Source organism: Caballeronia sp. NK8 (genome assembly GCF_018408855.1).
Lineage (GTDB): Bacteria > Pseudomonadota > Gammaproteobacteria > Burkholderiales > Burkholderiaceae > Caballeronia.
In genome coordinates, this window is the sequence record NZ_AP024325.1 from 1,236,318 (window position 1) to 1,259,972 (window position 23,655).

Here is a 23,655-nt window from a genome sequence, read left to right on the forward strand (position 1 = left end):
GGCTTCACTCGGGATGACGATCCGCGCGAAAAAATATTTACCGCTTTTAACGCGCTAAAGATTCGGCGCGCCGAAACGTCTCTATGTAGAGGCGCATCCAGCGCACCCTTTCCGACTTAAGCGATGCATTGCCAATGACTGCCATCAACGAGCTTTTAGATTCCTCCGCCACGCAGAAGCCTGCGGCGCGCCTGATTCTCGCGCTGCTCAAGCGCTCGCGCGGCGCGTTCGCGGTCGCGCTCGTCGCCTGCGTGATGAACGGCATCGCGAGCGTGATGCTCGTCGCGACGCTCAATCGCGCGTTATCGGCGCCCTCTTCCGCCGATGGCGCGCTCGCATGGCGCTTCGCGCTATGCGCGGTCGTCGCGCTCTTCACGCGTGTCGTCTCGGGCGTGCTGTTCGCGAGCCTCTCGCAGGACACGATGGCGCAATTGCGCGAGCATGTCGCGCGGCGCGTCGCGTCGGCCGAATTGCGCGATGTCGAGCGCATCGGCGCGGCGCCCGTGCAATCCGTATTGACCGACGATGCCACCAACGTATCGATGCTCTTCTTCGCGCTGCCGAATATCGTCATGCACGGATCGATCGTGTTCGGTTGCCTGGGCTATCTCGCGTGGCTGTCGTGGCCGGTGTGTCTGCTGGCGCTCGCGGCCATCGTCACGGGTTCGCTCGGCTATCACCTCGGCGACAAGCGCGCCATTGCATCGCTCGAAGCGGCGGGACAATCGCAGGACAAGCTGTTCGGCTATCTCGGCGCGCTGTTCGCGGGCGCGAAGGAACTGAAGCTGCACCGCGCGCGTTCACAACAGTTCGTCGACGGGCAACTGGGCGCGGCGATCGGCGAGGTGCGTGATCATCGGCGGCGTGCGTTCAGCGCGTATGCGGTCGGCGTGGGCTGGATCATCTTCCTGTTCTATGGGTTTCTCGGCGCGGCGGCGTTCTGGCCGTCGCTCGGCGTGCGTGCGGACGCGGGTTCGAGCGCGGGTTATGTCGTGGTGTTTCTTTTCATGCTCGTGCCGCTCGATGGCTTGCTCAACAACATTCCCACGTTGAACGCGGCGCGTGTTTCGCTCGCGCGTATCGAGAAGGTGATGGCGGAGTTCGGCGGTCTGCGCGTGCATGCTTCGCCGGTTTCATCGGCGCACGATGCGGGCTTTGAAACGCTCACGATGCGCGGCGTCACGCATTCGTACTTTCATGAACGCGATGAGCGCATGTTCCGCATCGGTCCTGTGGATCTGACGTTCAGGCCAGGCGAGTTGGTGTTTATTGTCGGTGGGAATGGCAGCGGCAAGACCACGCTTGCGAAGGTGCTGACGGGGCTTTATGAGCCGGAGTCAGGCGTGATCGAAATCGATGGCAAGGCGGTGGGTGCGAGCGAGCGGCCGGCTTATCGCGAGCGCTTTACGGCTGTGTTCAATGACTTCCATCTGTTCGATGCGCTGCTCGGCATCGTCGATCCGAACGATGCATCGCGGGCGGCGGCGGATGCGCGGGCCAATGCGCTCGTCGCGCGGTTGGCGCTGGATCACAAGGTGAAAGTGGTCGATGGCGCGTTTTCCACGCGTTCGCTTTCGACGGGGCAGAGGAAGCGGCTTGCGCTGGTGGTGGCTTATCTCGAAGATCGTCCGCTTTATCTCTTCGATGAATGGGCTGCGGATCAGGATCCGGCGTTCAAGGCGGTGTTTTATGAGCAGTTGCTGCCGGAGTTGCGTTCGAGAGGGAAGACGGTGATTGTCGTGACGCACGATGATCGGTATTTCTCGATCGCGGATCGGGTGCTGAAGCTGGAGAATGGGATGGTGGTGAATGAGACGCGCGGGGGTGTCAGGTCTGCGGTGGTGGATGGGGCGGCTAATGGGGCGATGGGCTAGGTGGGGAACGGCACTGCCGGGAGTTTCAGAATTTCCGTGTTCAAGGCGGGTTGAGAATTACACGGATGAGCGAACGAATCGATCTGCGTAAAGGATAGCGAGTTGGTTCATGGCCGTCTTCCAGTCATGAGCGGCGCGTCCCCAGCCAGCTGTGATGTTGCGCAGGGCCAGCCAGATCAGTTTCGTTGCGGCTTCATCGCTGGGAAGTGACCTCAGGTCTTGATGATCTTGCGCAGTTGCGAATTGATGTTCTCAATGGCATTTGTCGTATAGATCACTTTGCGAACGCCTGGCGGAATCGCAAAGAACGGAATCTCGCGATCCCAGGCGTTGCGCCACGCGGCGCTGACGGTGGGGAATTTTTGGCCCCAGGGTCCTTGGGCAAACGCGTCCAGCTGCCTGAGCCGCTTCGGCACTCGGCGCGGTGTAGATCGGGCGAATTGCGGCAGCCAGCCCGCTACGGTCTTTCCAGCTCGCGTAATCCAGGCTGTTGCGAATCAGGCGGACGATGCAGGGATGAATGTGACGGTAACACCGGGTAAGGCACTCGGAGGGACGCATGAGCCGCCCGAAGCACTCTATCCTGATCGACCGCGAATTCCTGCGCAGCATCGCCGCGACCGGCAAGTATCGAGAATATGCCGACGACAAGCTGGCTGGCCTGGGCATGACGACGATCAATCGCAAACTCAACCAGTTGCGCGGCCTCTTCACGCTCGTCGTCGATACCGAAATGCTCATCGCGCATCCGATGGAAAAGATTCGCAAGATGCAGGGACCGTCGGGCATCGTGCGCTACCTCATGACGACGAAGACGAGCGCCTGCGCGTCGCGATCGACGACGAACGCGCGATCGACGAACTGCGCGTCAAAGTCATCGTGAGGCTTCAAACGGGCTTGCGCAAAAGTTAACTGCTCAAGCTCGAACCCGATCACGTTGGCACTTCAGGAGCGTACCGGCGTAGAAGCGCGCTCGCACATGGCGCGAAATCGGCAATCGTTACCGTTGTCACGAACAAAAAGTGTAATATGTATGACCGGAGCGGATGCACGTGCAGCGCCCCGCGCTGTGGCGAGCATCACAACGAAAAGAGAAAACAATCAAATGGCCGTCAAACTAATATCTGTGTTCAATAATAAAGGTTGGCGTCGGCAAAACCACGCTTAGCTTTCACCTCGCGCATGCGCTTGCAGAACTGGGGAAAAAGGTCCTAGCTGTGGACTTAGATCCCCAATGTAACCTCTCAATTCACTGCCTGACAACTGAGCAGATTCAGGCGATTTGGGACGACGAAAACGCCTTTATCGACGAGCCTGGTTATGATGCTGCGGTGAAGGGTATGTCAGATGCCGATTTTAAGAGATTCTGTTCTGAGCCCCGGACCATTCATTTCTTGCTGAAACCCGCGGAAGAGGGCACGGGTGAGCTGCAAACCCTTCCGCCGCCGTTGGAAATTGCTCACAACTTACATTTGATCCCGGGCCGCTTAACGCTTCATATGTATGAAGAAGCGATCTCACGCCGTTGGAGCGAAGCGTTTGTTGGCCACGCGCTTGCGATTCGCACCTTGAGCGAGATCCGTCGTTTGGTTTTGAAGTACGCCGAAGACTACGGATACGATTACGCAATCATTGATACTTCGCCAAGTCTTGGACAGTTAAACAAAACCATCCTCACTACCGTTGACGCATTCCTGGTGCCTTGCGCGCCAGATTTGTTTAGTTTGTATGGCATCAGGAACATCGGCAATTCGATCACTCGATGGCATCAAGAGTTGAAGACGCTCTATCAGCTTATCCCGCCTAGCAAAAGGCCCTACATGCCGGACACTTTCGTTGGCTTTCTGGGATATTTGATCTACAACGCCAAGAAGCGGGAAGGCTCGACGCATTGGGATATGGCGATTGCCCATTATGACTATGCGAAACGCATTCCAAGAATCGTTACTGAGTGTATTCCGTCATCATTGAGCGAGGGACTATCAAGCGCCATCATCAAAACGCCTATTGGTGGCCTCTCGATCATGCATACTCATAACACGTATCCCACGCATTCGCAGAAGTATCACGTCCCGATGTGGAAGTTACCTACTCATCCGCACCTTGATGCGGGCGACACGGCGACAGTGGTCACCAATAAAGACAGATACGTTGCGACACGCGCCGCATACAAAGAGTTTGCGACCGACGTGATTGCGCGTATGTCCTCGCTTCATCCGAAGAGTCTCGTGTAATGGCCAGAAGACCGACAGAAAGACAGCTTAAAACGCTTGTCGCTGCCTATGCCGATAGATTTGATCAGTTCGATCTGTTTCGGCAGCAAGTTCAAGCGTTTTTTAACTCGTCACGCCAGTTTCACAGGCCGCCTCTGCCCTTGGTGCATTCCGTTAAATCGCGAATGAAAGACCCGGATCATCTTCGCGAAAAACTAATTAAGAAATTCATAGACGGTCCGATCACGCCGGACACCTTATTCACGCGAATCACGGATTTCGCGGGGGTGCGTGTTTTGCACCTCTATACCCAACAGTTTTCGGAGATTCATGCTGCTATCAAAGAACATATCCGGCAGAATTTTTGGAGTCTGGCAGAGCCGCCCGTCGCATACAGTTGGGACCCCGAAACTACCGCGGCATTCGAAGCACTTGGCATCGCGTCAAAACTTCGAGAGACATACTACACCAGCATCCATTACGTGGTGAAGCCACACGCAGAGTCTGACCTGACCTGCGAAGTTCAGGTCAGAACACTGTTCGAAGAGGCCTGGGGTGAGATTGATCATGCGCTGAACTATCCAACACCGACGGAGATCGTTGCCTGCCGAGAACAACTCCGAGTGCTGGCGAAGCTTGCGTCTACAGGGACTCGCTTAGCCGATTCAATATTCAAGTCCGCAATTGAAGAGTAAGCGCCGCCGGTCGTAAAAAAGCCCGCCGAGCGTCAGTTCGAGCGGGATTCTATTTTTCTCCGGGCATGCCTCTGGCGCTGCAATTACGGCTTTACGCCGGGTTCGTCCCGGCATCGTCATTCTTTACCGAGTATTCCTATGGCGGTCAGGTCGCTCTTGACGTCGCCGGCAACTTCGGCGATGTGCTGGTTAAACTCTTTCCGCATTACGCCCCAAAATCAGAAAGATCGATGTTCCTTTCTTGAGCAGCAGCATTGCGCCACTTCTGCCGGAACGCCCAGTGAACCATCCGAGCTCGTATATGACGTTGGGACGCACCTGTAGATACCGGATGCCGGACGACTCCACTTCGTCGTCCGGTGTGAAAACGGCGATTGCGACACTACACTGTTGCGCATAGTGCTTGAATTTCTCGATGACTGTAAGACAACCTGCATCGGGTTGTTCCCTAAGCACGATAGGGTTAAGTCCGAACTGATTTCGAACGATGTCTTTTAGCTCGCACCACCTTGCCTCCTCTCGTTCGTGGATGGTGAAGATGTTCTCGCGTCGACGCTGCTCATCTATCCCTCGTTTTCTGTCTAGCAGTTCCGGGCGCGCTTCAGTCAGGTGATGATTGCCTCAACAGTTTCCGATGCTTTTTAACGATGCGCTATCGTAATAGTTGTGAGTTCCCTCTACGAACTCCCGTCGGATTCGTGAGACTTACTCATTGCGCCCACCTTTCCTGACTAATTCTTCGGAGGATCGGATCGTCGTCGCGATGAATATCGTAGTTGATACGTCGCTCTATAAATCTCCCACGGATGCGCTGCAACTCGCCGATAGAGGTTTCGAGATAGGTGATCAATTCTTCGTTTGTCATCGCAGGCTGTCCATTCGTAATGCATCGACAGCATAGCCGGTCTCGGGCGGCGCTCCGAATGTCCGAGTGTGGCGAAACTGCCGCACGTTTTTGCCGCTCATGTGCCCTACTACAAATAGAAATATCTCTTCATTTGCGGATGGAATCGCAGAAAGCCATGCTACAGAAGGGCGGACGAATGAAAGCGGCTTGCTGTGTGTTGCTTCTATGCGGGGAGTACTAACAGACCAACAAAATTATGGGATCCAGCGAAAAACAGCCCCTCCGCTAAGGACCAACCCTCGGCAATGCCAACAGCTTCTCCGTAATCATATCCCCGAGCCGCAATGCCGACATCGGCCCTCCAAACCCCCAAATATTCGGCTCGACGAGCGCCACACGCCCTTCCTTCTTTGCCGGCACGAACCGCCACACAGGCGAATCCAGTTTCGCATCGACAGCCACATCCGCCCCCGATGCGGTCACGAACAACACCGCCACATCCGGCCGCTTCAAAAAGTCCGCCGACGTCACATACACGGTACCTTCACGCGTCGGCTTTTCGGGCCATAGACGAACGCCAAGCACACGCGCCACACCCGCCGCCGTGCTGTTACCCGTATAAGCCCAATATCGGTCAGGCAAGCCGAGTTCCTGCAAAAGCGCGAAGCGCGTCCCCGACAAACCGGCCTCTTTCAAACGAGCGGCATCGCGGGCAAGACCCGCTTCGAGCTTGGCCTCAGCATCGCGCGCCTGCTGCTCACGCCCCGTCATGCAAGCGAGCGTGTGAAAGATGCTGCGCGTCCAGTCGAGTTGCGTACGCGCGCCGTCACCATCGCCCTTCTGGACATCCGGGCTGAACTGGAACAACACTGTCGGCGCGATGCGATCCAGCGCCGCGAAAATCGGCGCGTGCCGATAACCCACGCCGATGATCAGATCAGGCTTCGTCGATGCAATCGCCTCCAGACTCGGCTCCTGACGCGTGCCGACCGTCGGTACACCTTTGAAGCGCGCGCTGTCGTAACCGATCCACCCGTCGTAATACTCGGGATCGACCACGCCGACGGGCGTCATGCCAAGCGCCGCGACATCTTCCGCGAACATGAACTCCAGCACGACGATGCGCGACGGATGCGCAGGCATGCTCTTGCTGAATTGCGAAACGGTCGGGTTGCCTGCGAGCGGCGCGCATGCCTTGTTCTCATCGGCCAGCACACTACGGGCGGCCAACGCGATGCACAGACACGCCGCGAGCGAAACCGCACGCTTCATCGGATGGCGTCCTGCAATGCGAGTTCGTCGTCGCGCATCGTCAAAAGCAGCGGGCAGCTTGCGCACAGTTGCGTCTCTCCAGGAATCTCATAGCGCACGCAGCACACGCGGCGCGCGCGAAACGGGTTGGGCAGCAGCGGCGAACGCGGCGTCGCATCGCGTATCGGCGTGCGCAGCGGGTTGTCGTCGGCCGGGCGAAAGAGCCATTCGGCATCGCTGCCTTCATCGCTCAAAATCGACGGGCAATTCGCGAGCAAATAATCCAGCAGATTGCCCGCGTTGCTCCACAGAACGCGCGGCGCGATCTTCGTCATGCCCGCAATCATGCCGATCACGCTGTCCAGGTGCGCGACGAGGCCGTCATAGCGGCGCGCAGGATCGGCGTCCGGAGCGTGCAAGGCGTCGGCGTCGAAATGAAGGGCGACGGGCACGCCCTCCTTCAGCACGAGATGCGTGCGCTCCGGCGACATATCGAGCGGACGCCCGAGCAGACGCGCCGCCGCCACGCCCGCAGGCGCCGCAAGCCCGAAGTAGTACTTGCTCCACTGCGACAGCAGCGCGCGCGCGTGCAGTTCGGCGTCGCCGCCGTAGAGCGCATGCATCGCGGCGAGCAACGCAGCGCGATGATCGGCAAGGGACGTCAGCGGGATACGCGCGGCATCGTCGCCGATGGATTCATCAGGAGCGCCGAGCCACACGTTCTGGAGATACGGCGCAAGCGCGGGCGGCGCAAAATCGGCAAAGCTGCGCGCTCGAAGCGTCATCGCGCGCGTCCCCGGCCTTTGTCGCGGCGCGTCTCGATCACGAGCAGCGCCAGCATGTACGGCGCACCGATCAGCGCGGTCAGCACGCCCGCCGGAATCTCGCGCGGCGCAAGCAAGGTGCGCGCGGCGAGATCGGCGGCGGCCAGCACCAGCGCGCCCAGCAATGCCGCAAGCCAGAGCCGCGTGCCGTGCGAACGCGCGCCGAGCATCGTCGCGAGATGCGGGGCCATCAGACCGATGAAGCCGACCGGCCCGACCGCCGCCACGGCCGCGCACGCGGCGAGCGTCGCCACGGTCAGCACGAGCGGGCGCAGCAGCGCGATCGGCAGGCCGAGCGCGGACGCCTGCTCGTCGCCGAGCGCGAGCAGATCGAGCGGCCGCGCGAGCAGCGCCAGCACCGGCAGCGCGAGCACGCACCACGGCAGGATCGTCGCGACTTCGCCCCAGCTTCGTCCATACGTGCCGCCGACCAGCCACACGACAAAACGCGCCGGCTGCACGCTCTGTTGCGTGATGAGCCATTGCGCGAGCGTCGTGCACAACGTGCCGATGACGATGCCCGTCAGCGCCACCGCGAGCGGCGCGTACTGATGCCGCCGATTGAACAGCAGCGTGATGACGAGCGTCGCGCCGCCGCCGACGAGCGCGGCCGCGGCGAGAAAGAGATGGCCCGCGAGCGGCCAGATCATCAGCGCGGCGAGCGTCGCGAGTCCCGCGCCTTGCGTCACGCCCAGCACCTCGGGACCGGCGAGCGGATTGCGCACCACGCTCTGCATCAGCACGCCGCTCGCCGCGAGCATGGCGCCCGCGAAGAGCGCGCACAACAGGCGCGGCACGCGCAGTTCGAGCAGCATGCGGGCGATGTCGTCGCGGTGCGAGAGCGCATCGATCCAGCGCGCGGGACCGAGCATCGTCGGACCGATGGACGCGCCCACGACGACCACCGCGCATCCGCTCGCGAGCAGCAACGCCGCGAGCACCGGCGACGGCAACGCCGACAACGCCCGCACCGCACGCATGCCGCGCTTCACCGATTCGCGCGCCTGCCCGGCATGCAGCGCGCCGGACCAGGCCGCGCCGCTGCGAATCATCGCGAGCATCAGGGGCGTGCCGACGAACGCGATCGCCACGCCCGTCGACAGCGTGGAATCGAGGCCGAGCGCGAGCACGGCGCTGTCGGTGGCGAGCACGAGCGCGCCGCCCGCGAGCGCCGCAAGCGGCACGAGCGCCGCCAGCTTCGATGCTTTCGCGCCGCGCACCTGCCGCAGCAGGTTCGGCGCGATCAGCCCGACATACGACAACGGTCCCGCGATCGCCACCGCGACGCTCGCGAAGCCGACGGCGACCGTCATCGCGAAGAGGCGCGTCGCATCGACGGGCACGCCTGCGGCTGCGGCGGCATCGTCGCCGAGCGCGAGCGGATCGAGCGGACGGATCACGAACGGCAAAGCGGCGAGCGGCAACACGAGCCAGCCGAGCGCCGACATCAAGCCCGCCGCGCCCGGCTGATACAGACTGCCGCTCGCCCACAACGACGCCCCGACCACCGTCTGCTCGAAGAACGCGAGCAGGAGCGTCGAGATCGCGGAGAACAGCAGCATGCAGACGCTGCCGGCGAGCACGAGCCGCAACGGCGTCGCGCGCCAGCCGCCCGCCGCGGCCGCGACGCAACCCGCCGCCGCGAGACCGCACACGAACAGCAGCGGCACCGACGCCGCGCCGACGATCTCCGGCGCGATCATCGCCGCGAGCAGGCCGAGCTGCGCGCCGCCCGTGATGCCGAGCAGATCCGGCGCGGCGAGCGGATTGCGCGTCAAAGCCTGAAAGAGCGCGCCCGCGACCGCGAGACAACTGCCCGCGACGAGCGCCGCCAGGACGCGCGGCGCGCTCAGGTCGAACAGAAAGACGTGCGCGAGCTGCGCGGCATCGCTGCCCGATGGCGCATCGAGCCACGCGCGGAACTCCGGGCCGAGGCGCAGCGCGGCAAGCGCGAGAATCAGCGCGATCAGCGCAACCGCGATCACGCCGACGCGATTCGGCGCGGCCACGTCATGTCGCGATGCCTGAGCGTGAGCGGCTGTCGTCATGCGGCCTTCCGTCCGGCGATCAGCGCAAGCACGACCGACACGCGTTCCCAGAACGAAGCCGCGCGGCGCAAGCGGCGGCGAGTGGCAAGCGTCGTCATGCGGCAATCTCCCGCGCCTCGACGCCTTCGTAGGCGGGCACGCACATCGGCGCGCCCGTCTGCGGATGCGTGACGCGCAGCATGTTCACGCCGAAGGTCTCCTGCAAATGGCGCGGATCGATCATCGCCTCGGGCGAGCCCTGCGCGATGATGCGCCCCGCGCGCATCAACACGATCTCGTCGGAGAACGCGGCCGCCTGATTCAGATCGTGCAGCACCCACACGATCGTCAGGCCGCGCTCGCGATTGAGCCGCCGCAGCTCATGCAGGATGTCGAGCTGATGATGGATGTCGAGGTAGGTGGTCGGCTCGTCGAGCAGGACGATGGGCGCTTCCTGCGCGAGCGCCATCGCGATCCACGCGCGCTGGCGCTCGCCGCCCGAAAGCGCGGCGACGTCGCGTGTGGCGTCGCCGACGAGACCGCTCGCGTCGAGCGCGGCGTCGATCGCCGCATGGTCCGCGCGGTTGAGACCGCGCATCCAGCCGCCGTGAGCATAGCGCCCGTATGCGACCAGCTCGCGCACCGTGAGGCCCGCCGGAATCTGGTTGAACTGCGCGAGCATCGTCAACGTGCGGGCGAGCGCGCGGCGGCGCAGCGAGGCAATCGGCTTGCCGTTCACTTCGACTTCGCCCGCGCGCGCGGGCTGCAGGCCGGCGAGCGTGCGCAGGAGCGTGCTCTTGCCGCAGCCGTTCGGCCCGCACAGCGCGGTGACGCGTCCTGCTTCGATATCGATGTCGAGCCCGTCGAGCACCACGTCGTCGCGATAGGCGACGGTCAGGGAACGCGCACGCAGCGCGGTACGGAACGTCATCGCGCCTCGCGGTAACTCTGCGCCATCGCAACGACGACCTTGCGCGGCCCTTCGAACGGATCGCGCGCGTGCGCGGTCAGCATGTTGTCGAGCATCAGCACGTCGCCGGTGAGCCACGGAAACGTGATGCGCTCTTCGTCGAGCACCGCGCGGATTTCGGCCAGCGCGTCGGCTTCGAGCGGTGCGCCGTCGCCGTAATGGACGTTACGCGGCACATTATCCAGCCCGACGGCATCGACGAGCGCTTCCTGCATCTCCTCGTCGAGCGTGGACAGGTGAAAGAGATTCGCCTGATTGAACCAGACCATGTCGCCCGTGCGCGGATGGCGCGCGACCGCCTGGCAACGCTCTTCGGTGCGCAGCAGCAGCTCGCCGTCGTCGCTGTCGCGCCAGGCGCAGGCGATGCCGCGCGCCGCGCAGATGCGTTCGACCTCGCGCGGATCTTCCGTGCCGAACGCGTTCTGCCACGGCAGATCGAGGCCCTGCCCGAAGTTGCGCACGTACAGCAGTTCGCGTTCGGTGAAACGCCGCACCAGCGCCGGATCGAGCGCGCGATACACCGCGCGGCTGTCGGCGATCGGCGTCGCGCCGCCCGCGCGCGCCGCGAGTGCGCAGTGAAACCAGATGCGCATCGGCCATTCGCGCGTGTACGACTGCTCGTTGTGCAGCGGTATCGAGCGATGCGGCGGATATTCCGTCGACGTGTACACCGCGCCCTCGACCTGGCTGCGTGGCGTCGATGCGAATTCATAGCCGATCAGCGGATCGCCGAACGACGCGGCGAAGCGCTGGAACACTTCGATCGACTCGACGCGAAAGCCGGTGAAGCGCACGCCGCCCGCGCGTTCGAGCGACTCGGCGACGATACGTTGCAGCAGCGGCGCGGCGTCGGCGAGCGTGATGTCGGCGCCCGCGCGCGGCGAGACGACGACCGGCAGGCCCGGCTCGATGCGCAGATCGGCCAGTTCGGGCGCGGCTGCGGACGCGGTGAGTTCAGTCATGTGATGCCCTCTTGCGGAATCGTTTGCCTGACAGCGCGTGAATCAGTTGAGGCGCGACTTCGCCTGCACGGCGAGCGCGTCCATGTGACGGCGCAGGCTCGCGGGGCGCATGTCGGTCCAGGTGTTCTCGATGTACGCGAGGCAATCGGCCTTCACACCGCACTGGCCCACTTCGCGCCAGCCCGCCGGCACTTCGCGGAACGTCGGCCAGATCGAGTACTGCTCTTCTTCGTTGATGACGACCGTATAGACGAGATCGTCCGCTGCGTGGTTCTGCTGTTGCGTCATGGTGATGTTTCTCTCCGGTGCGAAAGAGTCGAATGAGGCCTTCATCGAATAGACGTGCGGGCTGCGCGTTTTTTTACCGCCGCCGCGCGCGCCCGCCGACGAACGCGGGACATTCGACATTGCGCTCGCGCGCATCGAGGCAATCGGCGCAATGCTGTTGCGCGTCGCGCACCATGAAATGCACCAGCGTCTGCGAGACGTTCAGCGCCCGCGCCGTGCTCTGCAGCGTCTCTTCGCCGATGCGGACCATTTCGAAGGCAGTGCGGCTGCGGTCGGGCAATTGCGCGAGCGCATCGCAGACGCGGCGCAGGGTGTCGCGTGCCTGCACGCGCGCTTCGGGCGTGAGTTCCTGCGACGGCACGTCGAAGCCGTCTTCCTCGTCGGCGCGATAGATGTTTTCGAGGCTTTGCCGCCGGCACGCGTCGATCGATGCGTTGCGCACCATGCGCGTGATGTAGCCCATCGGCTGACGCACCGCGTCCTGTTGCGGCAGGTCGATGAGATTGACGAAGACGTCGTGCACCACGTCCTCGGCGCGGCTCGCGCAACCGACGACGCCGCGCGCCATGTTCACGAGCATCTGCCGGTTCGCGATGGCGAGTTCGAGCAGGCTCGGCGCGGACGAGGCGCGCTGCGGCGGCGGTTCCGGCGTGACGCTGGCGCGCGCGGCGGGCCGCAGCCGATGCCAGTACGCATCGAGAGACAGATTCAGAGGCGGCGGCGAGGTCGAAGTTTGCTTCGACGATGCCGGCTGAACGCGCATGTAAGCCATAAATCGTGCTCCACTTTCGTAGGACTCGAGAAGTTAGCGTAAACGCGAATCATTCTCAACATCAGCCCCACACGTCAGCGGGTTGTAAGTTTTCGCCCAATTTCGGCGCACGCCTTGACGGGCTGCGGGAGCGCGGCAAGCGGACAAAATGTCAAGGACAGAGGCCGAATGAAAAATTTTTATCGCGGAAGAATGGGCGATTGCATACGGGGGCGCTGGAAAAGTCTCGATTCATGTGTTCAGCGTGCGCTTCAGCGCCTTCGTACATTGATATGCGAGCACGATTGGCGTAGGGGCAACGTCATCGAGCGGATTGCCCAGTTCATCGCGCTCTTAGCGCACGCTGCCGTTCACGCCGTATTCGGCGAGCAATTGTCCGGCTGCGTCGTAGTCCCGACGCACCGTTCGGCGACGATCTCCGGCAACTCGCCCGCGTTGGTCGGAATTCGTCGCGCTTCGGTCAACTGGCCCAGCAGGTCGTATCGGGAGAGCGTCTAGCTGTACTGGGCCGCCCGCCGGATCAGACGCCCGGGCGCGTGCGTTCAAGCAGCTCCATGCGCTCCGAGGCGCCGGCGCGCGTGATGACGCAGCGCAGGAATTCAGATCAAACCACACCTTCAGCGTTTGCCCTGCATCTCCTTTCACTCCAACAAAAGTGACCTCAAGGCATATTTCTTCATCTTCTCATCAAAGGCAGATAGCATAAGAGTCAGAGAATCATTTTTCAGAACGACATAATCAATCCTTGAATCATGCAATTATTTTTCTTTGAAATAATCTATTAGTTTCATCTTAACAAGCTCCCGCGCCTCCAGCCTTACCCGCCTCGTATCCAGCTTGATTTGGCTTGATGTGTGACGCATTTGATCCTTGATACTGCCCCGGCATGCGCAGCGACTGGCTGAATGGCTGAGCAATTGAAGCCAGATTTGCCCGCACCTTCCCCCACGCCGCATAGCCTCCGCTCCACACCACGCGCCCCTGCGCATCGGTGACTTCGCGAGCCGTACCCGCCGGGTCCGTGCGATAGAGATAGACCTTCGCCTGATCGCTTCGCTATGGCCGCGCTCGAAGTCGTATCGGAACCGATAGTGCTCCCGTACTGGTGCGATGTTCGACCACGCAGGCACGATCCTGCGTGTGCGCTCATTGGTATTCGCACTCAAAACCCTCGGCATTGCGCTGACGCACCATCAGGCCGTCTTCATAGGCGAATTGGCGGGTGAGGGTGCCGGCGCGGTCGATGACGGAACTCAGATAGCCGTGATCGTCGTAACCTTAGCGAAAGAGCACGCCCGGCGCGCCGCCCGCGAGCAGTTCGATATGACTCAGCTGGGCGAAGGTCCCGGTGTAGTGAAACCGCAGCCAATGGCCGGCTTGATCCTTGATGTCCTGCAGCGCGTCGTATTCATCCATCGAACACGGGCGACTGACCATTACCGCCGCCTGAACGAAGGGCCGCGTTAGCGGCCCTTCGTTCAGGCGAAAAGAAATTCCACGTCAATCCTATCAACCTGCATTGAAATCATTTTTCCGTTCAAGTACCCATAATCGCTTAAAAATACGTCATCAATAAACTTTATGCCGGCATCGAGTACATCACCAGAAAGCCGTCCAGTAACTATATATGAGAAGCTGTTGCCGATCCGCCGCAATGACGGCTGCTCATCACTCGATTCATGAAGGTTGTAATCATCAAGGATAGTCAATGTCATAGAAACGGGATATGTCTCACCTTCCTTGATTGCATAGGGACACACGCCAGCAAAACATACGACTTCTACCCGATCAATCAAGAGAGTAACTTCCTCTTCGATATCCTCACCTACTCTTTCAACCTTTGCTCTAGATATCATCTCTAGCATGCTCCATTTCCTGACCCCTCTTTTGTTACAGGCCTGATTGTTTTATCTTGAGGATTGTCATTAAGTGTTTTCCAGAAATCCTTTCCGCTCTTGGTGATCACGCGTTGATTCGCGTCGAACTGCCAGCGCGCGACGTTGCCGAACACGTCGGTCGCTTCGCTATGGCCGTGCTCGAAGTCGTATCGGAAGCGATAGTGCTCGCCGGAGTTCGTGCGATGTTCGACTACGCAGGCGCGATCCTGCATGTGCGCCCATCGATATTCGCACTCGAAACCCTCGGCATTGCGCTGACGCAACATCAGACCGTCTTCATAGGCGAAGCGGCGCGTGACGGTGCCGGCGCGATCGGTGACGGAGTTCAGATAGCCGTGATCGTCGTAACCGTAGCGAACGAGCACGCCCGGCGTGCCGCCCGCAAGCAGTTCGATATGACTCAGTCGGGCGAAGGTCCCGGCGTAGTGAAGCCGCAGCCAATGGCCGGCTTGATCCTTGATGTCGTGCAGCGCGCCGTATTCATCCCAGTTGAGGAAGACCTGATGTCCTTGCGGGCCTTCGATCAACGTGAGGCGCGCGAGATCGGTCCGGTCGAACTCGCCGAACACGAAATAGTGCCCGGTGAGCGTATGCACGATGTAGCGCCCGTCGTGCGCGCGAGACAGATAGATCTGTTCTTCCGCGTCATACAACTGGTGTCCCGGCTCCAGCGGCGGAAAGTGAATCGGCCGGCCTTGCGGTCCGCGATACACGAGTGCGCCTTCCGAACGCTGCAGGCTCATCTCCCAATCGAGCCGCCAGCCGGGGCCTAGCAGGCCCGCGTCGCTGAGCGTGCTCGAGTAGAAGCGTGAGCAGCCGATCGGCAGCCGCCCAGGCAACACAAAATCCGACTCAGGAAGGATGAGCTTGCGGCCTGGGGTCCTGCTTGGCATCGAACGGTCAAACGCTGTGGAACAGGAAAAAATCAGTACGTCGCTGCCGCTTCGAATGAAGGCGGCCTAGCATCTCGATCGAATGGATAACCTGTCGCTCGGACTCGCAGTGTATTGATGTTAATAGTCATAGTAATTGGCAGGAATTGCCCTATGTACAGAATAAACTTCATCAAGTGGGCAGTCAAAATACCCCCACTTATGCCAGTTAAGTTTTAGCCACTCCAAGTCTATGGCGTATCCTTGGTTTTCCATTGGTACAGATTCTTCCGGAAGCACAACGTACGTAGAGCCAGCCTTATAACCAGATATAACCACTAACGCATACTGACGCTTGTTATTTTCAAAATGCTCTGCAACCAGAAAGTCAACGTAATTTTCATATGGATATAAGCCTTTACATCTTAATATGGAACCTCTTTCCAAATCGTTTTGCAAATCCACTAGCTTAATCGTTGCTAACATTTTAAATTATGCCCTCCTGATTTATCTGCCGGCTTTGTTTGATGGCCATCTATATCGAACTCACCTAGATGCTTGCCTTTTGCGTCTGTATGTTCAATAGTTCCATGTTGTGTGTCTGCTGCGTACAATTTTCCATCAGCACTTTTATATACATCTCTTTGATTCATTTGAGTAAGCTTCGAATCTTTTGTCCAGCCATTTTTCCCTGCCACCTTGGCTATCTTTCCCTTCACAGCCGCGACTCTTTCCGATGGAGACATTGCTGAAATCCGCTTTGCAAACTCTGCGGCCGTTTCAGGAAGTGCATTTAATCCCAGTGGATCGATCCACGCAATCGGATTATCTGCGTACTGATACAGGTTGAATCCCCCAGCCAACCCAATCGGATCAGACGAGATGAAGCGTCCCGCATGGGCATCGTAGTACCGAAACGTGTTGTAGTGCAGACCCGACTCATCATCATGATACTGTCCGGCCATGCGCAGCGACTGGCTGAATGGTTGAGCACTGGCAGCCAGATTCGCCCGCACCTTCCCCCACGCCGCATAACCCCCGCTCCACACCACGCGCCCTTGCGCATCGGTGACTTCGCGGGCCGTACCCGCCGGGTCCGTGTGATAGTGATAGACCTTCGCCTGATCCGTCGCATACGCGCGATCGAGACGCGCAAGCGGTGCATACGCGCGCACCGGATCATAAAGATACCTGCGGATGCTCCCCGCATCCTCCCGCTCTTGCGCCAGACGTAAGTTATCCCAAATGAAGCGGACACGCTTTTCAGAGAATCCGTCGGAAGCCACCGCACGCACGCGCTTCTCGATGCGCCGACCCAACGCATCATACCGGTAACGCGCGCGCACCACACTATCGTCCGTCCACAGCAGGTGCCCTTCCGCATCCCAACCGAGCGCCATGCTGTTGCGACGAATGAGCTGTCCCCACTCATCGTATTCGTATCGAACGCCGTGATACTCGCGCAGAAGATTATCGAGCAGCGGCGCGATCTTCTCATTGGCCGCCCGGCCGCTGAGCGCGGGTCCGATCACATAGCGGCTCACGGCCTCGCTGGCCAGCACGCCAAGGCCGTAGCCCGCAGCGAAGTTGGTCGCGCAGCGCACGCCGAACTGGGTGCCGGCCTTGGCCGCTGCGCGAGCGGCGCCGGCGAGGCTCCCCGCCAGCCCCGCGACGACGAACGCCACCTGGACTGCGGTGCGCAACCAGTCGGGAATCTCCGGATCGATCTTCAGATACTGCGTGCGTCCGCCACCGATGTACACGTTGGGCGAGCCTTTCGCGATCTCGCTCGCTTTGGATTTGTGGGTTTGGCCGATCGATTCCCCGAGACAGCACGCCCTGCAGGGGCATGCCAGCAAGGATTTCAAATCAGATATTCTATATGCAGTTTCATGGCAGAGTAAATCTTTTCGCCCAATAAATCAAAAATCTCGAAATCGAATTGATTTAACATGTCGTTTTTAGAAAAAACACGATCAATACCGTAGTTTGAATAAATCGTACAATCGATGTTGATCGAAAAATCGGTAACATCTACATTTATCAAGTCGTTTTCGAATAATCCAACTTCATCTTCATCGCCATTTCCAATGTACACATTAAGCCAGGTTTTATCTTTTTTAATGCTAACGCGACTTTCTACTCGAGCCTCTGTGAAATCATTCGAAATACGGCTCTGCAACAACAGACCAATTCGCAGCAATTTCTGCGCGCACTGAAAAATTAGACAATTTTTGCGGTTCTCAAAAGCACTCAACATGTCGCAGCTCCACGGGCCTCTTGACTCAAAGGGTGGGCATCACCTTGCGCATGCCACTCTCGTAATGCTTCGGACATAGTCATATTTCTGGACTGCAAATAGCTATCGGATGGATGGATGCTTACATGGCCCTTCGCTGAGTCCAATGTTGCCATCAAATTAGAACTCAATTTCGAAACATCTATTTCAGCTACCTGACTAAACATCGGCTTACCGCCCTTCATCAGCCCCTTGACTCCATCACCGTCCAAGAACGTAGAGAAGCCAGGCATTTTCCCGGTTTTCTCGAACTGAGCAAGATCGCGCGCTGATGGCGAATATAAATTTTTGTCCGGAATTCCACGAAATACAGAACCCGAATCCAACGGTTGAGGAACAAAATCGGCCCATCCAAGCGGATCGATCCACCTCAACGGATTTTTCGCATACTGCGTGAGATTGAATCCGCCCGCCAACCCAATCGGATCAGACGAGATGAACCGTCCCGCATGCGCATCGTAATACCGAAACGTGTTGTAGTGCAGACCCGACTCATCATCATGATACTGTCCGGGCATGCGCAGCGACTGGCTGAACGGTTGAGCACTGGCAGCCAGATTCGCCCTCACCTTCCCCCACGCCGCATAGCCTCCGCTCCACGCCACGCGCCCTTGCGCATCGGTGACTTCGCGGGCCGTACCCGCCGGGTCCGTGTGATAGTGATAGACCTTCGCCTGATCCGTCGCATACGCGCGATCCAGACGCGCAAGCGGTGCATACGCGCGCACCGGATCATAAAGATACGTGCGGATGCTCCCCGTATCCTCCCGCTCCTGCGCCAGACGTAAGTTATCCCAAATAAAGCGGACACGCTTTTCAGAGAATCCATCGGAAGCCACCGCACGCACGCGCTTCTCGATGCGCCGACCCAACGCATCATACCGATAACGCGCGCGCACCACACCATCGTCCGTCCACAGCAGGTGCCCTTCCGCATCCCAACCGAGCGCCATGCTGTTGCGACGAATGAGCTGTCCCCATTCATCGTATTCGTATCGAACGCCGCGATACTCGCGCAGCAGATTATCGAGCAGCGGCGCGATCTTCTCATTGGCCGCCCGGCCCTCATCGTTGAGCAGGTTGCCCGCCGCATCCCAGGTGAAGCGCTCCTCGTCGAAACCCTCGGCGCTGCGCCTGAGCAGTTGCCCCGCGCGATCGTAGTCGTACACCGTCCGACCATGCTGCCGGTCGATGCTTTCCACCATCTCGCCACGACTGTCGTAGTTGTATCGCCACCACAGGGCGCTGTCGGCTTCGGTCGCTGCGTGTTGTTGAATCGGCGTCTTGCTCGCGCGCTGCCACGCCACCTGACCCAGCGGCGTATAACCCGTCTGCAGACTCAACGCGCCTTGGCTGCGAACGATCTCCGCGTGCAGCGCGTTGCGCTCGAAGTCCGCGATCACCTCGCCATCTACCGATATCCGATGTGCATGGCCCGAACCGTAATACAGCGTCTCGATGCGCTGTGCATCGGGTAACGTCATCGAGAGCGGATTGCCGAGTTCATCGCGCTCATAGCACACGCTGCCGTTCGCGCCGTGTTCGGCGAGCAGTTGTCCGGCTGCGTCGTATTCCCGGCGCACCGTATCGGCGACGATGTCGAGCAACTCGCCCGCGTTGGTCGGAATCCGCCGCGCTTCGGTCAACTGGCCCAGCACGTCGTATCGATAGCGTGTCTGGCTGTGCTCGCCCGCTCGCCGGATCAGACGCCCGAGCGCATCGCGTTCGTGCAGTTCCATGCGCTCCGAGGCGCCTGCGCGCGTGGCGACGTAGCGCAGGAAACCGTCGTCGCCATAGGCGAAGCTGCGGCTGGTGCCGTCCACGCGCTGCTCGCGCATGAGCCGCCCGGCTGCATCCCAGTCGAATGCGTAACTCGCGCCGTTGCCGTTGATGAGTTTCAACGGACGGCCGTGCGCGTCGCGCTCGTAGCGGATCGTGCGGCCTTCTGCATCGGTGTAGGTCGATACGCGTCCGAGGCCATCGCGCGTCCAGCGCTCCGTTTGGCCGGCCGGGCGCATGTGTTCGATCAACTGCCCGAGCGCATTCCAGCGATATCGCTCGGTCTGCAAGTCCGCTCGCGTGAGCGCTTCGGGCAAGCCGCTGGCGTTGTAGCGCACGCGCGTGGTCTGGTTCAGGGCGTCGGTGAGTGCGATGAGGCGGCTATCGGCATCGTAGGTGTAACGCGTCACGCTGCCCGAGCAGTCCGTGCGCGCGCTCAGCAGTCCGCGTTCGTCGTGTTCCAGTGAAACCGTGCCGCCTCGCGCGTCGGTGATGTGCGAGAGCTGACCGTCTCGCCCGTATGCCAGCGTCGTGCGCCGGCCAAGCGGGTCGATTTCGAGCACCGGACGATTCCTGTCGTCGTAGTCCGTGCGCCATTTGCGACCGTCGTGAAGCATGGTCTCGCGCACGCTGGCCGTGCTCGCGTGGTATTCGAAGCGCGTGGTTTGCCCCAGCGGGTCGGTCTCGGCCACGAGTCGTCCCAACGCGTCATAGCGCAACTCGACGGTGCGTTCTCCCGGCAGATGCATCACGCTCGGCCAGCCCGACGGATCGTATTCGAAGCGATACGACAGGCCGTCGAAGCCCGTGTGGGCGATCACGCGTTGATTCGCGTCGAACTGCCAGCGCGCGATGTTGCCAAATACGTCGGTCGCCTCGCTCTGGCCGCGCTCGAAGTCGTATCGGAACCGATAGTGCTCGCCCGCGCTCGTGCGATGCTCGAGCACGCAGGCGCGATCCTGCGTGTGTGCCCATCGATATTCGCACTCGAAACCCTCGGCATTGCGCTGACGCACCATCAGGCCGTCTTCATAGGCGAAGCGGCGCGTGACGGTGCCGGCGCGATCGGTGACGGAGTTCAGATAGCCGTGATCGTCGTAACCGTAGCGAACGAGCACGCCCGGCGTGCCGCCCGCAAGCAGTTCGATATGACTCAGCCGGGCGAAGGTCCCGGCGTAGTGGAGCCGCAGCCAATGGCCGGCTTGATCCTTGATGTCGTGCAGCGCGCCGTATTCATCCCAGTTGAGGAAGACCTGCTGTCCTTGCGGGCCTTCGATCAACGTGAGTCGGGCCAGATCGTGCCTATCGAACTCGCCGAACACGAAGTAATGCCCAGTGAGCGTATGCACGATGTATCGCCCGTCATGCGCACGTGACAGATAGATCTGTTCTTCCGCGTCATACAACTGGTGCCCCGGCTCCATCGACGGAAAGCGAATCGGCCGGCCTTGCGGTCCGCGATACACGAGTTCGCCTTCCGAACGCTGCAGGCTCATCTCCCAGTCGAGCCGCCAGCCGGGGCCTAGCAGGCCCGCGTCGCTGAGCGTGCTCGAGTAGAAGCGTGAGCAGCCGATGGGCAGCCGCCCGGGCAACACAAAATCCGACTCAGGAAGGATCAGCTTGCGGCCCGAGGTCATCTCGACGGGATGTCCCATCAGCCCGCTGAGCGCTGGCCCGATCACATAGCGACTCACGGCCTCGCTGGCCAGCACGCCAAGGCCATAGCCCGCAGCGAACTTGGTCGCGCAGCGCACGCCGAACTGGGTGCCGGCCTTGGCGGCGGCGCGAGCGGCGCCGGCGAGGCTCCCCGCCAGCCCCGCGACGACGAACGCCACCTGGACTGCGGTGCGCAACCAGTCGGGAATCTCCGGATCGATCTTCAGATACTGCGTGCGTCCGCCACCGATGTACACATTGTCCGATCCACCGTCGATGGTCGCGTCGCACTCGGTGCGATCGTCCCGACGCGCAGCGGCCTTATCGTTGATGAACACATTGCTCGATCCTTCGGCGATGCGTTTGACGGGAGGATGCTTGTCGCAGGCCACCGGGCTCAACTCGACTCGCGCCGCCTCTCGGTCGTTCACGAAGACGTTCGACGAACCCGCCGCGATCATGCCCGCTTTGGATTTGATGGATCGGCCTATCGATTCCCCCAATGACAACGCGCCTTCGGCGGCCAATCCAGCGGCGAGACCTGCAAGGAGCGCGACGCCAAACCCGCACGTAAAGGTCGCAAACGCGACTGCGGCAATCAAGGCGATTCCAATCAGCGCCCCCACCAGAAAACCAGCGAGCGCGCTCGAATGAGCGATCGGATCATGTATCCGGGCAGCTTCGTACATGGACGCTCCCGCTCAGTTCATATCGCGAGCGCGGAAGAAGGCCGCAATACAGCGCCGCCTTTGACATCCCTTGCCTCTTGAGAGCGACAAGGGCATAGCCACACCAAGCCATCTCGCGAAACGCATCCGCTCAGCAAACGACCGAATTGATCGACCCTTGCTACTCCGCAGTACTCAACGAAAATCATGACATCGCACCTTTAAGACATTCCTTTCCAGCTACCCAGCGAACGGGCCGCCCCACGCTCCTGCCGCGTAGCCGAAGCACGCTGCTCCAGTGTCATACGTTTGCTAACATTGACACAGCGGAATAATCCTAACTTTCACTGTCAGCGCCTTGATACGGTGAATCGCAACGGTCGTACAAACACGCTTGCCCTGCATCACGCCGCGCAAATCCAGGTGCTCGATCAGCCGTTCGACAGTGCGACGAGCCACCGCGGCAGCCCCTCGCTTCATCTTCTGACTGAACACGCCCTAAAGTTTCAAAGCGAACGACCGTTATCCGATGTGTGGTCCGGCTTTCCCGCGAGGGTTCAGCCATCTCCGGGCCGCCGCCGGAAGCCAACATGAATCATCAAACTGAGGTGTTCACCCTGCCGCGCGGACGCGCGGCCACGTGGTTGCTGCACGCGGGAGCCGATATCCCCCGCGCGATCCGCGTCGCCCTCGTCGGGAGTCTGTTCGGCACCTTGCCGATCTTCGCGGGCGGGGTGCTCAACACGGTCGCCGTCGCGTGGGTGCTGGATCGTCGGCATCCGTCGCTGCCTTTCCATATCTGGCTCGCGCTGGAAATGGCCGTGTGTCTTGTGCGGCTGATCGTGCTGGTCGTCGCGCGGCGTCGCGCGCGCGAGCGCAAATCCACGCTGACCGACACCTACGTGCTACTCGCGCCGCTCTGGGGCGCGACGGTCGGCTATGGCGCGCTCGTCTCGGTGCTCTCCGGCGACTGGATCGCGTCGACGCTCTCTTTTCTGTCGGCGGCCGCGATGGTCGGCGGAATCTGTTTCCGCAATTTCGGCGCGCCGCGTCTCGTCGCGGTGATGATCTTTCTGTCGCTCGGGCCGTGTTGCATCGGCGCGGTGCTGGCGGGCGAGCCGACGCTCTGGCTCACGCTGCTGCAAATCCCCTTCTATCTCTTCGCGATGAGCGCCGCCGCGTGGCGTCTGAACGGCATGCTCGTCTCGACGATGAAAGCCGAACAGGAAAACGACCGCCGCGCGCGCCACGACGAGCTGACGGGCCTGCTCAACCGCGCGGGTCTGTTTCAGGCGGTGCGTTCGCGCGAGCCGCGACATGCGCGCGACAGCGCCCGCACCGCGCTGCTCTATCTCGATCTCGACGGCTTCAAGGCCGTCAACGACGCGCACGGCCACGAAGTCGGCGACACTCTGCTCGCGCTCGTCGCGCGGCGGCTGCGTCATCTGTCGGGTGAAGGTTCGCTGGTCGCGCGGCTCGGCGGCGACGAGTTCGTGATCGTCACGCCGCCGCAGACCGATCCGCTCGTGCTCGCCGATGTGGTCGTGCGCGAACTCGCGAAGCCGTTTCTCACCGATGGCGATGTGCCGCTGCAGATCGGCGTGAGCATCGGCATCGCGAGGTTCGACCATCATCACGACGAGCTCGACGGCGTGCTGCGCGACGCCGACAACGCGCTCTACGAAGCGAAGCGCGCGGGCAAGAGCCGCTGGGTGTCGGCAGGCATGCGGGAGTCAATGCTGTTACGCGAAGCCTGAGCG

General features: G+C 60.9%; 21 protein-coding genes and 2 pseudogenes. 6 read left to right on the plus strand and 17 right to left on the minus strand.

The window, feature by feature from the left end; genetic code table 11:
* Nucleotides 1–134: 134 nt before the first annotated feature.
* On the plus strand, nucleotides 135–1,874 hold the full coding sequence (locus NK8_RS30930; RefSeq protein ID WP_213231985.1) for a cyclic peptide export ABC transporter: 1,740 nt from the start codon (nucleotides 135–137) through the stop codon (nucleotides 1,872–1,874).
* A gap of 57 nt (nucleotides 1,875–1,931) precedes the next feature.
* Here NK8_RS30930 and NK8_RS30935 read toward each other — a convergent pair.
* A pseudogene (locus tag NK8_RS30935) lies at nucleotides 1,932–2,387 on the minus strand (transposase); the annotation flags it as partial.
* Between the two features lie 46 nt (nucleotides 2,388–2,433).
* Between NK8_RS30935 and NK8_RS30940 the strand changes: the two are divergent.
* The 3 genes from NK8_RS30940 to NK8_RS30950 all read left to right on the plus strand — a co-directional run bounded on the left by NK8_RS30940 (nucleotide 2,434) and on the right by NK8_RS30950 (nucleotide 4,782).
* The gene (locus tag NK8_RS30940; RefSeq protein WP_213231987.1) at nucleotides 2,434–2,757 is read left to right on the plus strand and encodes a hypothetical protein; all 324 of its coding nucleotides are present in this window, start codon (nucleotides 2,434–2,436) and stop codon (nucleotides 2,755–2,757) included.
* Between the two features lie 253 nt (nucleotides 2,758–3,010).
* On the plus strand, nucleotides 3,011–4,108 hold the full coding sequence (locus NK8_RS30945) for a ParA family protein (protein ID WP_367657816.1): 1,098 nt from the start codon (nucleotides 3,011–3,013) through the stop codon (nucleotides 4,106–4,108).
* Nucleotides 4,108–4,782 (plus strand): RelA/SpoT domain-containing protein, encoded by a 675-nt coding sequence (locus tag NK8_RS30950; RefSeq protein ID WP_213231989.1) that lies wholly within the window; start codon nucleotides 4,108–4,110, stop codon nucleotides 4,780–4,782. Before NK8_RS30945 ends, NK8_RS30950 begins: the two co-directional genes overlap by 1 nt.
* Before the next feature lie 189 nt (nucleotides 4,783–4,971).
* On the opposite strand, the gene NK8_RS43750 is transcribed toward NK8_RS30950, so the two are convergent.
* The 10 genes and pseudogenes from NK8_RS43750 to NK8_RS43755 form a co-directional block, all read right to left on the minus strand.
* Entirely contained in the window at nucleotides 4,972–5,391 is a 420-nt protein-coding gene (locus tag NK8_RS43750) for a nucleotide-binding protein (protein WP_213233260.1), read from the minus strand.
* Between the two features lie 100 nt (nucleotides 5,392–5,491).
* Nucleotides 5,492–5,647: a hypothetical protein gene (locus NK8_RS30960; protein WP_213231991.1), complete on the minus strand. Its 156-nt coding sequence runs from the start codon at nucleotides 5,645–5,647 to the stop codon at nucleotides 5,492–5,494.
* Nucleotides 5,648–5,914: 267 nt separating this feature from the next.
* Nucleotides 5,915–6,901, minus strand: coding sequence for an ABC transporter substrate-binding protein (locus NK8_RS30965; protein ID WP_213231993.1), 987 nt, complete (start codon nucleotides 6,899–6,901; stop codon nucleotides 5,915–5,917).
* Entirely contained in the window at nucleotides 6,898–7,665 is a 768-nt protein-coding gene (fhuF, locus tag NK8_RS30970; protein WP_213231995.1) for a siderophore-iron reductase FhuF, read from the minus strand. The genes NK8_RS30965 and fhuF overlap by 4 nt, the downstream gene beginning before the upstream one ends.
* On the minus strand, nucleotides 7,662–9,752 hold the full coding sequence (fhuB, locus tag NK8_RS30975) for a Fe(3+)-hydroxamate ABC transporter permease FhuB (RefSeq protein ID WP_213231997.1): 2,091 nt from the start codon (nucleotides 9,750–9,752) through the stop codon (nucleotides 7,662–7,664). Before fhuB ends, fhuF begins: the two co-directional genes overlap by 4 nt.
* Before the next feature lie 94 nt (nucleotides 9,753–9,846).
* A complete protein-coding gene (locus tag NK8_RS30980) occupies nucleotides 9,847–10,662 on the minus strand; it encodes an ABC transporter ATP-binding protein (RefSeq protein WP_213231999.1) in 816 nt (271 codons plus the stop codon).
* On the minus strand, nucleotides 10,659–11,663 hold the full coding sequence (locus NK8_RS30985) for a TauD/TfdA family dioxygenase (protein ID WP_213232000.1): 1,005 nt from the start codon (nucleotides 11,661–11,663) through the stop codon (nucleotides 10,659–10,661). Before NK8_RS30985 ends, NK8_RS30980 begins: the two co-directional genes overlap by 4 nt.
* Nucleotides 11,664–11,705: 42 nt before the next feature.
* Nucleotides 11,706–11,951: an MbtH family NRPS accessory protein gene (locus NK8_RS30990; RefSeq protein ID WP_213232002.1), complete on the minus strand. Its 246-nt coding sequence runs from the start codon at nucleotides 11,949–11,951 to the stop codon at nucleotides 11,706–11,708.
* Between the two features lie 73 nt (nucleotides 11,952–12,024).
* Nucleotides 12,025–12,723, minus strand: coding sequence for an RNA polymerase factor sigma-70 (locus NK8_RS30995; RefSeq protein WP_162070584.1), 699 nt, complete (start codon nucleotides 12,721–12,723; stop codon nucleotides 12,025–12,027).
* A 792-nt stretch (nucleotides 12,724–13,515) separates the two neighbouring features.
* Nucleotides 13,516–13,710: pseudogene (locus NK8_RS43755) on the minus strand (hypothetical protein); the annotation flags it as partial.
* 123 nt (nucleotides 13,711–13,833) lie between these two features.
* Here NK8_RS43755 and NK8_RS31005 point away from each other — a divergent pair.
* Nucleotides 13,834–14,190 (plus strand): hypothetical protein, encoded by a 357-nt coding sequence (locus NK8_RS31005; RefSeq protein ID WP_213232003.1) that lies wholly within the window; start codon nucleotides 13,834–13,836, stop codon nucleotides 14,188–14,190.
* A gap of 11 nt (nucleotides 14,191–14,201) precedes the next feature.
* Here NK8_RS31005 and NK8_RS31010 read toward each other — a convergent pair whose 3' ends face one another.
* The 6 genes from NK8_RS31010 to NK8_RS31035 all read right to left on the minus strand — a co-directional run bounded on the left by NK8_RS31010 (nucleotide 14,202) and on the right by NK8_RS31035 (nucleotide 21,916).
* Complete coding sequence (locus NK8_RS31010) at nucleotides 14,202–14,588, minus strand: hypothetical protein (RefSeq protein WP_225936436.1); 387 nt, start codon at nucleotides 14,586–14,588, stop codon at nucleotides 14,202–14,204.
* Nucleotides 14,582–15,514: a DUF6531 domain-containing protein gene (locus NK8_RS31015; protein ID WP_213232004.1), complete on the minus strand. Its 933-nt coding sequence runs from the start codon at nucleotides 15,512–15,514 to the stop codon at nucleotides 14,582–14,584. The genes NK8_RS31010 and NK8_RS31015 overlap by 7 nt, the downstream gene beginning before the upstream one ends.
* A gap of 120 nt (nucleotides 15,515–15,634) precedes the next feature.
* Complete coding sequence (imm45, locus tag NK8_RS31020; RefSeq protein ID WP_213232005.1) at nucleotides 15,635–15,979, minus strand: Imm45 family immunity protein; 345 nt, start codon at nucleotides 15,977–15,979, stop codon at nucleotides 15,635–15,637.
* Nucleotides 15,973–17,361, minus strand: a complete 1,389-nt coding sequence (locus NK8_RS43450; protein WP_213232006.1) for an RHS repeat-associated core domain-containing protein — start codon at nucleotides 17,359–17,361, stop codon at nucleotides 15,973–15,975. The genes imm45 and NK8_RS43450 overlap by 7 nt, the downstream gene beginning before the upstream one ends.
* Nucleotides 17,358–17,753 (minus strand): hypothetical protein, encoded by a 396-nt coding sequence (locus NK8_RS31030; protein WP_213232007.1) that lies wholly within the window; start codon nucleotides 17,751–17,753, stop codon nucleotides 17,358–17,360. Before NK8_RS31030 ends, NK8_RS43450 begins: the two co-directional genes overlap by 4 nt.
* The gene (locus tag NK8_RS31035; RefSeq protein WP_213232009.1) at nucleotides 17,747–21,916 is read right to left on the minus strand and encodes an RHS repeat-associated core domain-containing protein; all 4,170 of its coding nucleotides are present in this window, start codon (nucleotides 21,914–21,916) and stop codon (nucleotides 17,747–17,749) included. Before NK8_RS31035 ends, NK8_RS31030 begins: the two co-directional genes overlap by 7 nt.
* A 569-nt stretch (nucleotides 21,917–22,485) precedes the next feature.
* Between NK8_RS31035 and NK8_RS31040 the strand changes: the two genes are divergently transcribed.
* Nucleotides 22,486–23,652 carry a GGDEF domain-containing protein gene (locus NK8_RS31040; protein WP_213232011.1) on the plus strand — a complete coding sequence of 389 codons (1,167 nt, stop codon included), beginning with the start codon at nucleotides 22,486–22,488 and terminating at the stop codon, nucleotides 23,650–23,652.
* The last annotated feature ends 3 nt before the right edge of the window (nucleotides 23,653–23,655 follow it).

What these genes read in the sequence shown, in the direction of transcription:
- NK8_RS31010 (WP_225936436.1), bottom strand. Translation starts at nt 14,588, where the DNA reads ATGCTAGAGATGATATCTAGAGCAAAGGTTGAAAGAGTAGGTGAGGAT.
- fhuF (WP_213231995.1), bottom strand. Translation starts at nt 7,665, where the DNA reads ATGACGCTTCGAGCGCGCAGCTTTGCCGATTTTGCGCCGCCCGCGCTT.
- NK8_RS31035 (WP_213232009.1), bottom strand. Translation starts at nt 21,916, where the DNA reads ATGTACGAAGCTGCCCGGATACATGATCCGATCGCTCATTCGAGCGCG.
- NK8_RS30930 (WP_213231985.1), top strand. Translation starts at nt 135, where the DNA reads ATGACTGCCATCAACGAGCTTTTAGATTCCTCCGCCACGCAGAAGCCT.
- NK8_RS31015 (WP_213232004.1), bottom strand. Translation starts at nt 15,514, where the DNA reads ATGCCAAGCAGGACCCCAGGCCGCAAGCTCATCCTTCCTGAGTCGGAT.
- NK8_RS30985 (WP_213232000.1), bottom strand. Translation starts at nt 11,663, where the DNA reads ATGACTGAACTCACCGCGTCCGCAGCCGCGCCCGAACTGGCCGATCTG.
- NK8_RS31040 (WP_213232011.1), top strand. Translation starts at nt 22,486, where the DNA reads ATGAATCATCAAACTGAGGTGTTCACCCTGCCGCGCGGACGCGCGGCC.
- NK8_RS30940 (WP_213231987.1), top strand. Translation starts at nt 2,434, where the DNA reads ATGAGCCGCCCGAAGCACTCTATCCTGATCGACCGCGAATTCCTGCGC.
- NK8_RS30980 (WP_213231999.1), bottom strand. Translation starts at nt 10,662, where the DNA reads ATGACGTTCCGTACCGCGCTGCGTGCGCGTTCCCTGACCGTCGCCTAT.
- NK8_RS31030 (WP_213232007.1), bottom strand. Translation starts at nt 17,753, where the DNA reads ATGTTGAGTGCTTTTGAGAACCGCAAAAATTGTCTAATTTTTCAGTGC.
- imm45 (WP_213232005.1), bottom strand. Translation starts at nt 15,979, where the DNA reads ATGTTAGCAACGATTAAGCTAGTGGATTTGCAAAACGATTTGGAAAGA.
- NK8_RS31005 (WP_213232003.1), top strand. Translation starts at nt 13,834, where the DNA reads ATGTTCGACCACGCAGGCACGATCCTGCGTGTGCGCTCATTGGTATTC.
- fhuB (WP_213231997.1), bottom strand. Translation starts at nt 9,752, where the DNA reads ATGACGACAGCCGCTCACGCTCAGGCATCGCGACATGACGTGGCCGCG.
- NK8_RS30990 (WP_213232002.1), bottom strand. Translation starts at nt 11,951, where the DNA reads ATGACGCAACAGCAGAACCACGCAGCGGACGATCTCGTCTATACGGTC.
- NK8_RS30995 (WP_162070584.1), bottom strand. Translation starts at nt 12,723, where the DNA reads ATGGCTTACATGCGCGTTCAGCCGGCATCGTCGAAGCAAACTTCGACC.
- NK8_RS30965 (WP_213231993.1), bottom strand. Translation starts at nt 6,901, where the DNA reads ATGAAGCGTGCGGTTTCGCTCGCGGCGTGTCTGTGCATCGCGTTGGCC.
- NK8_RS30950 (WP_213231989.1), top strand. Translation starts at nt 4,108, where the DNA reads ATGGCCAGAAGACCGACAGAAAGACAGCTTAAAACGCTTGTCGCTGCC.
- NK8_RS30960 (WP_213231991.1), bottom strand. Translation starts at nt 5,647, where the DNA reads ATGACAAACGAAGAATTGATCACCTATCTCGAAACCTCTATCGGCGAG.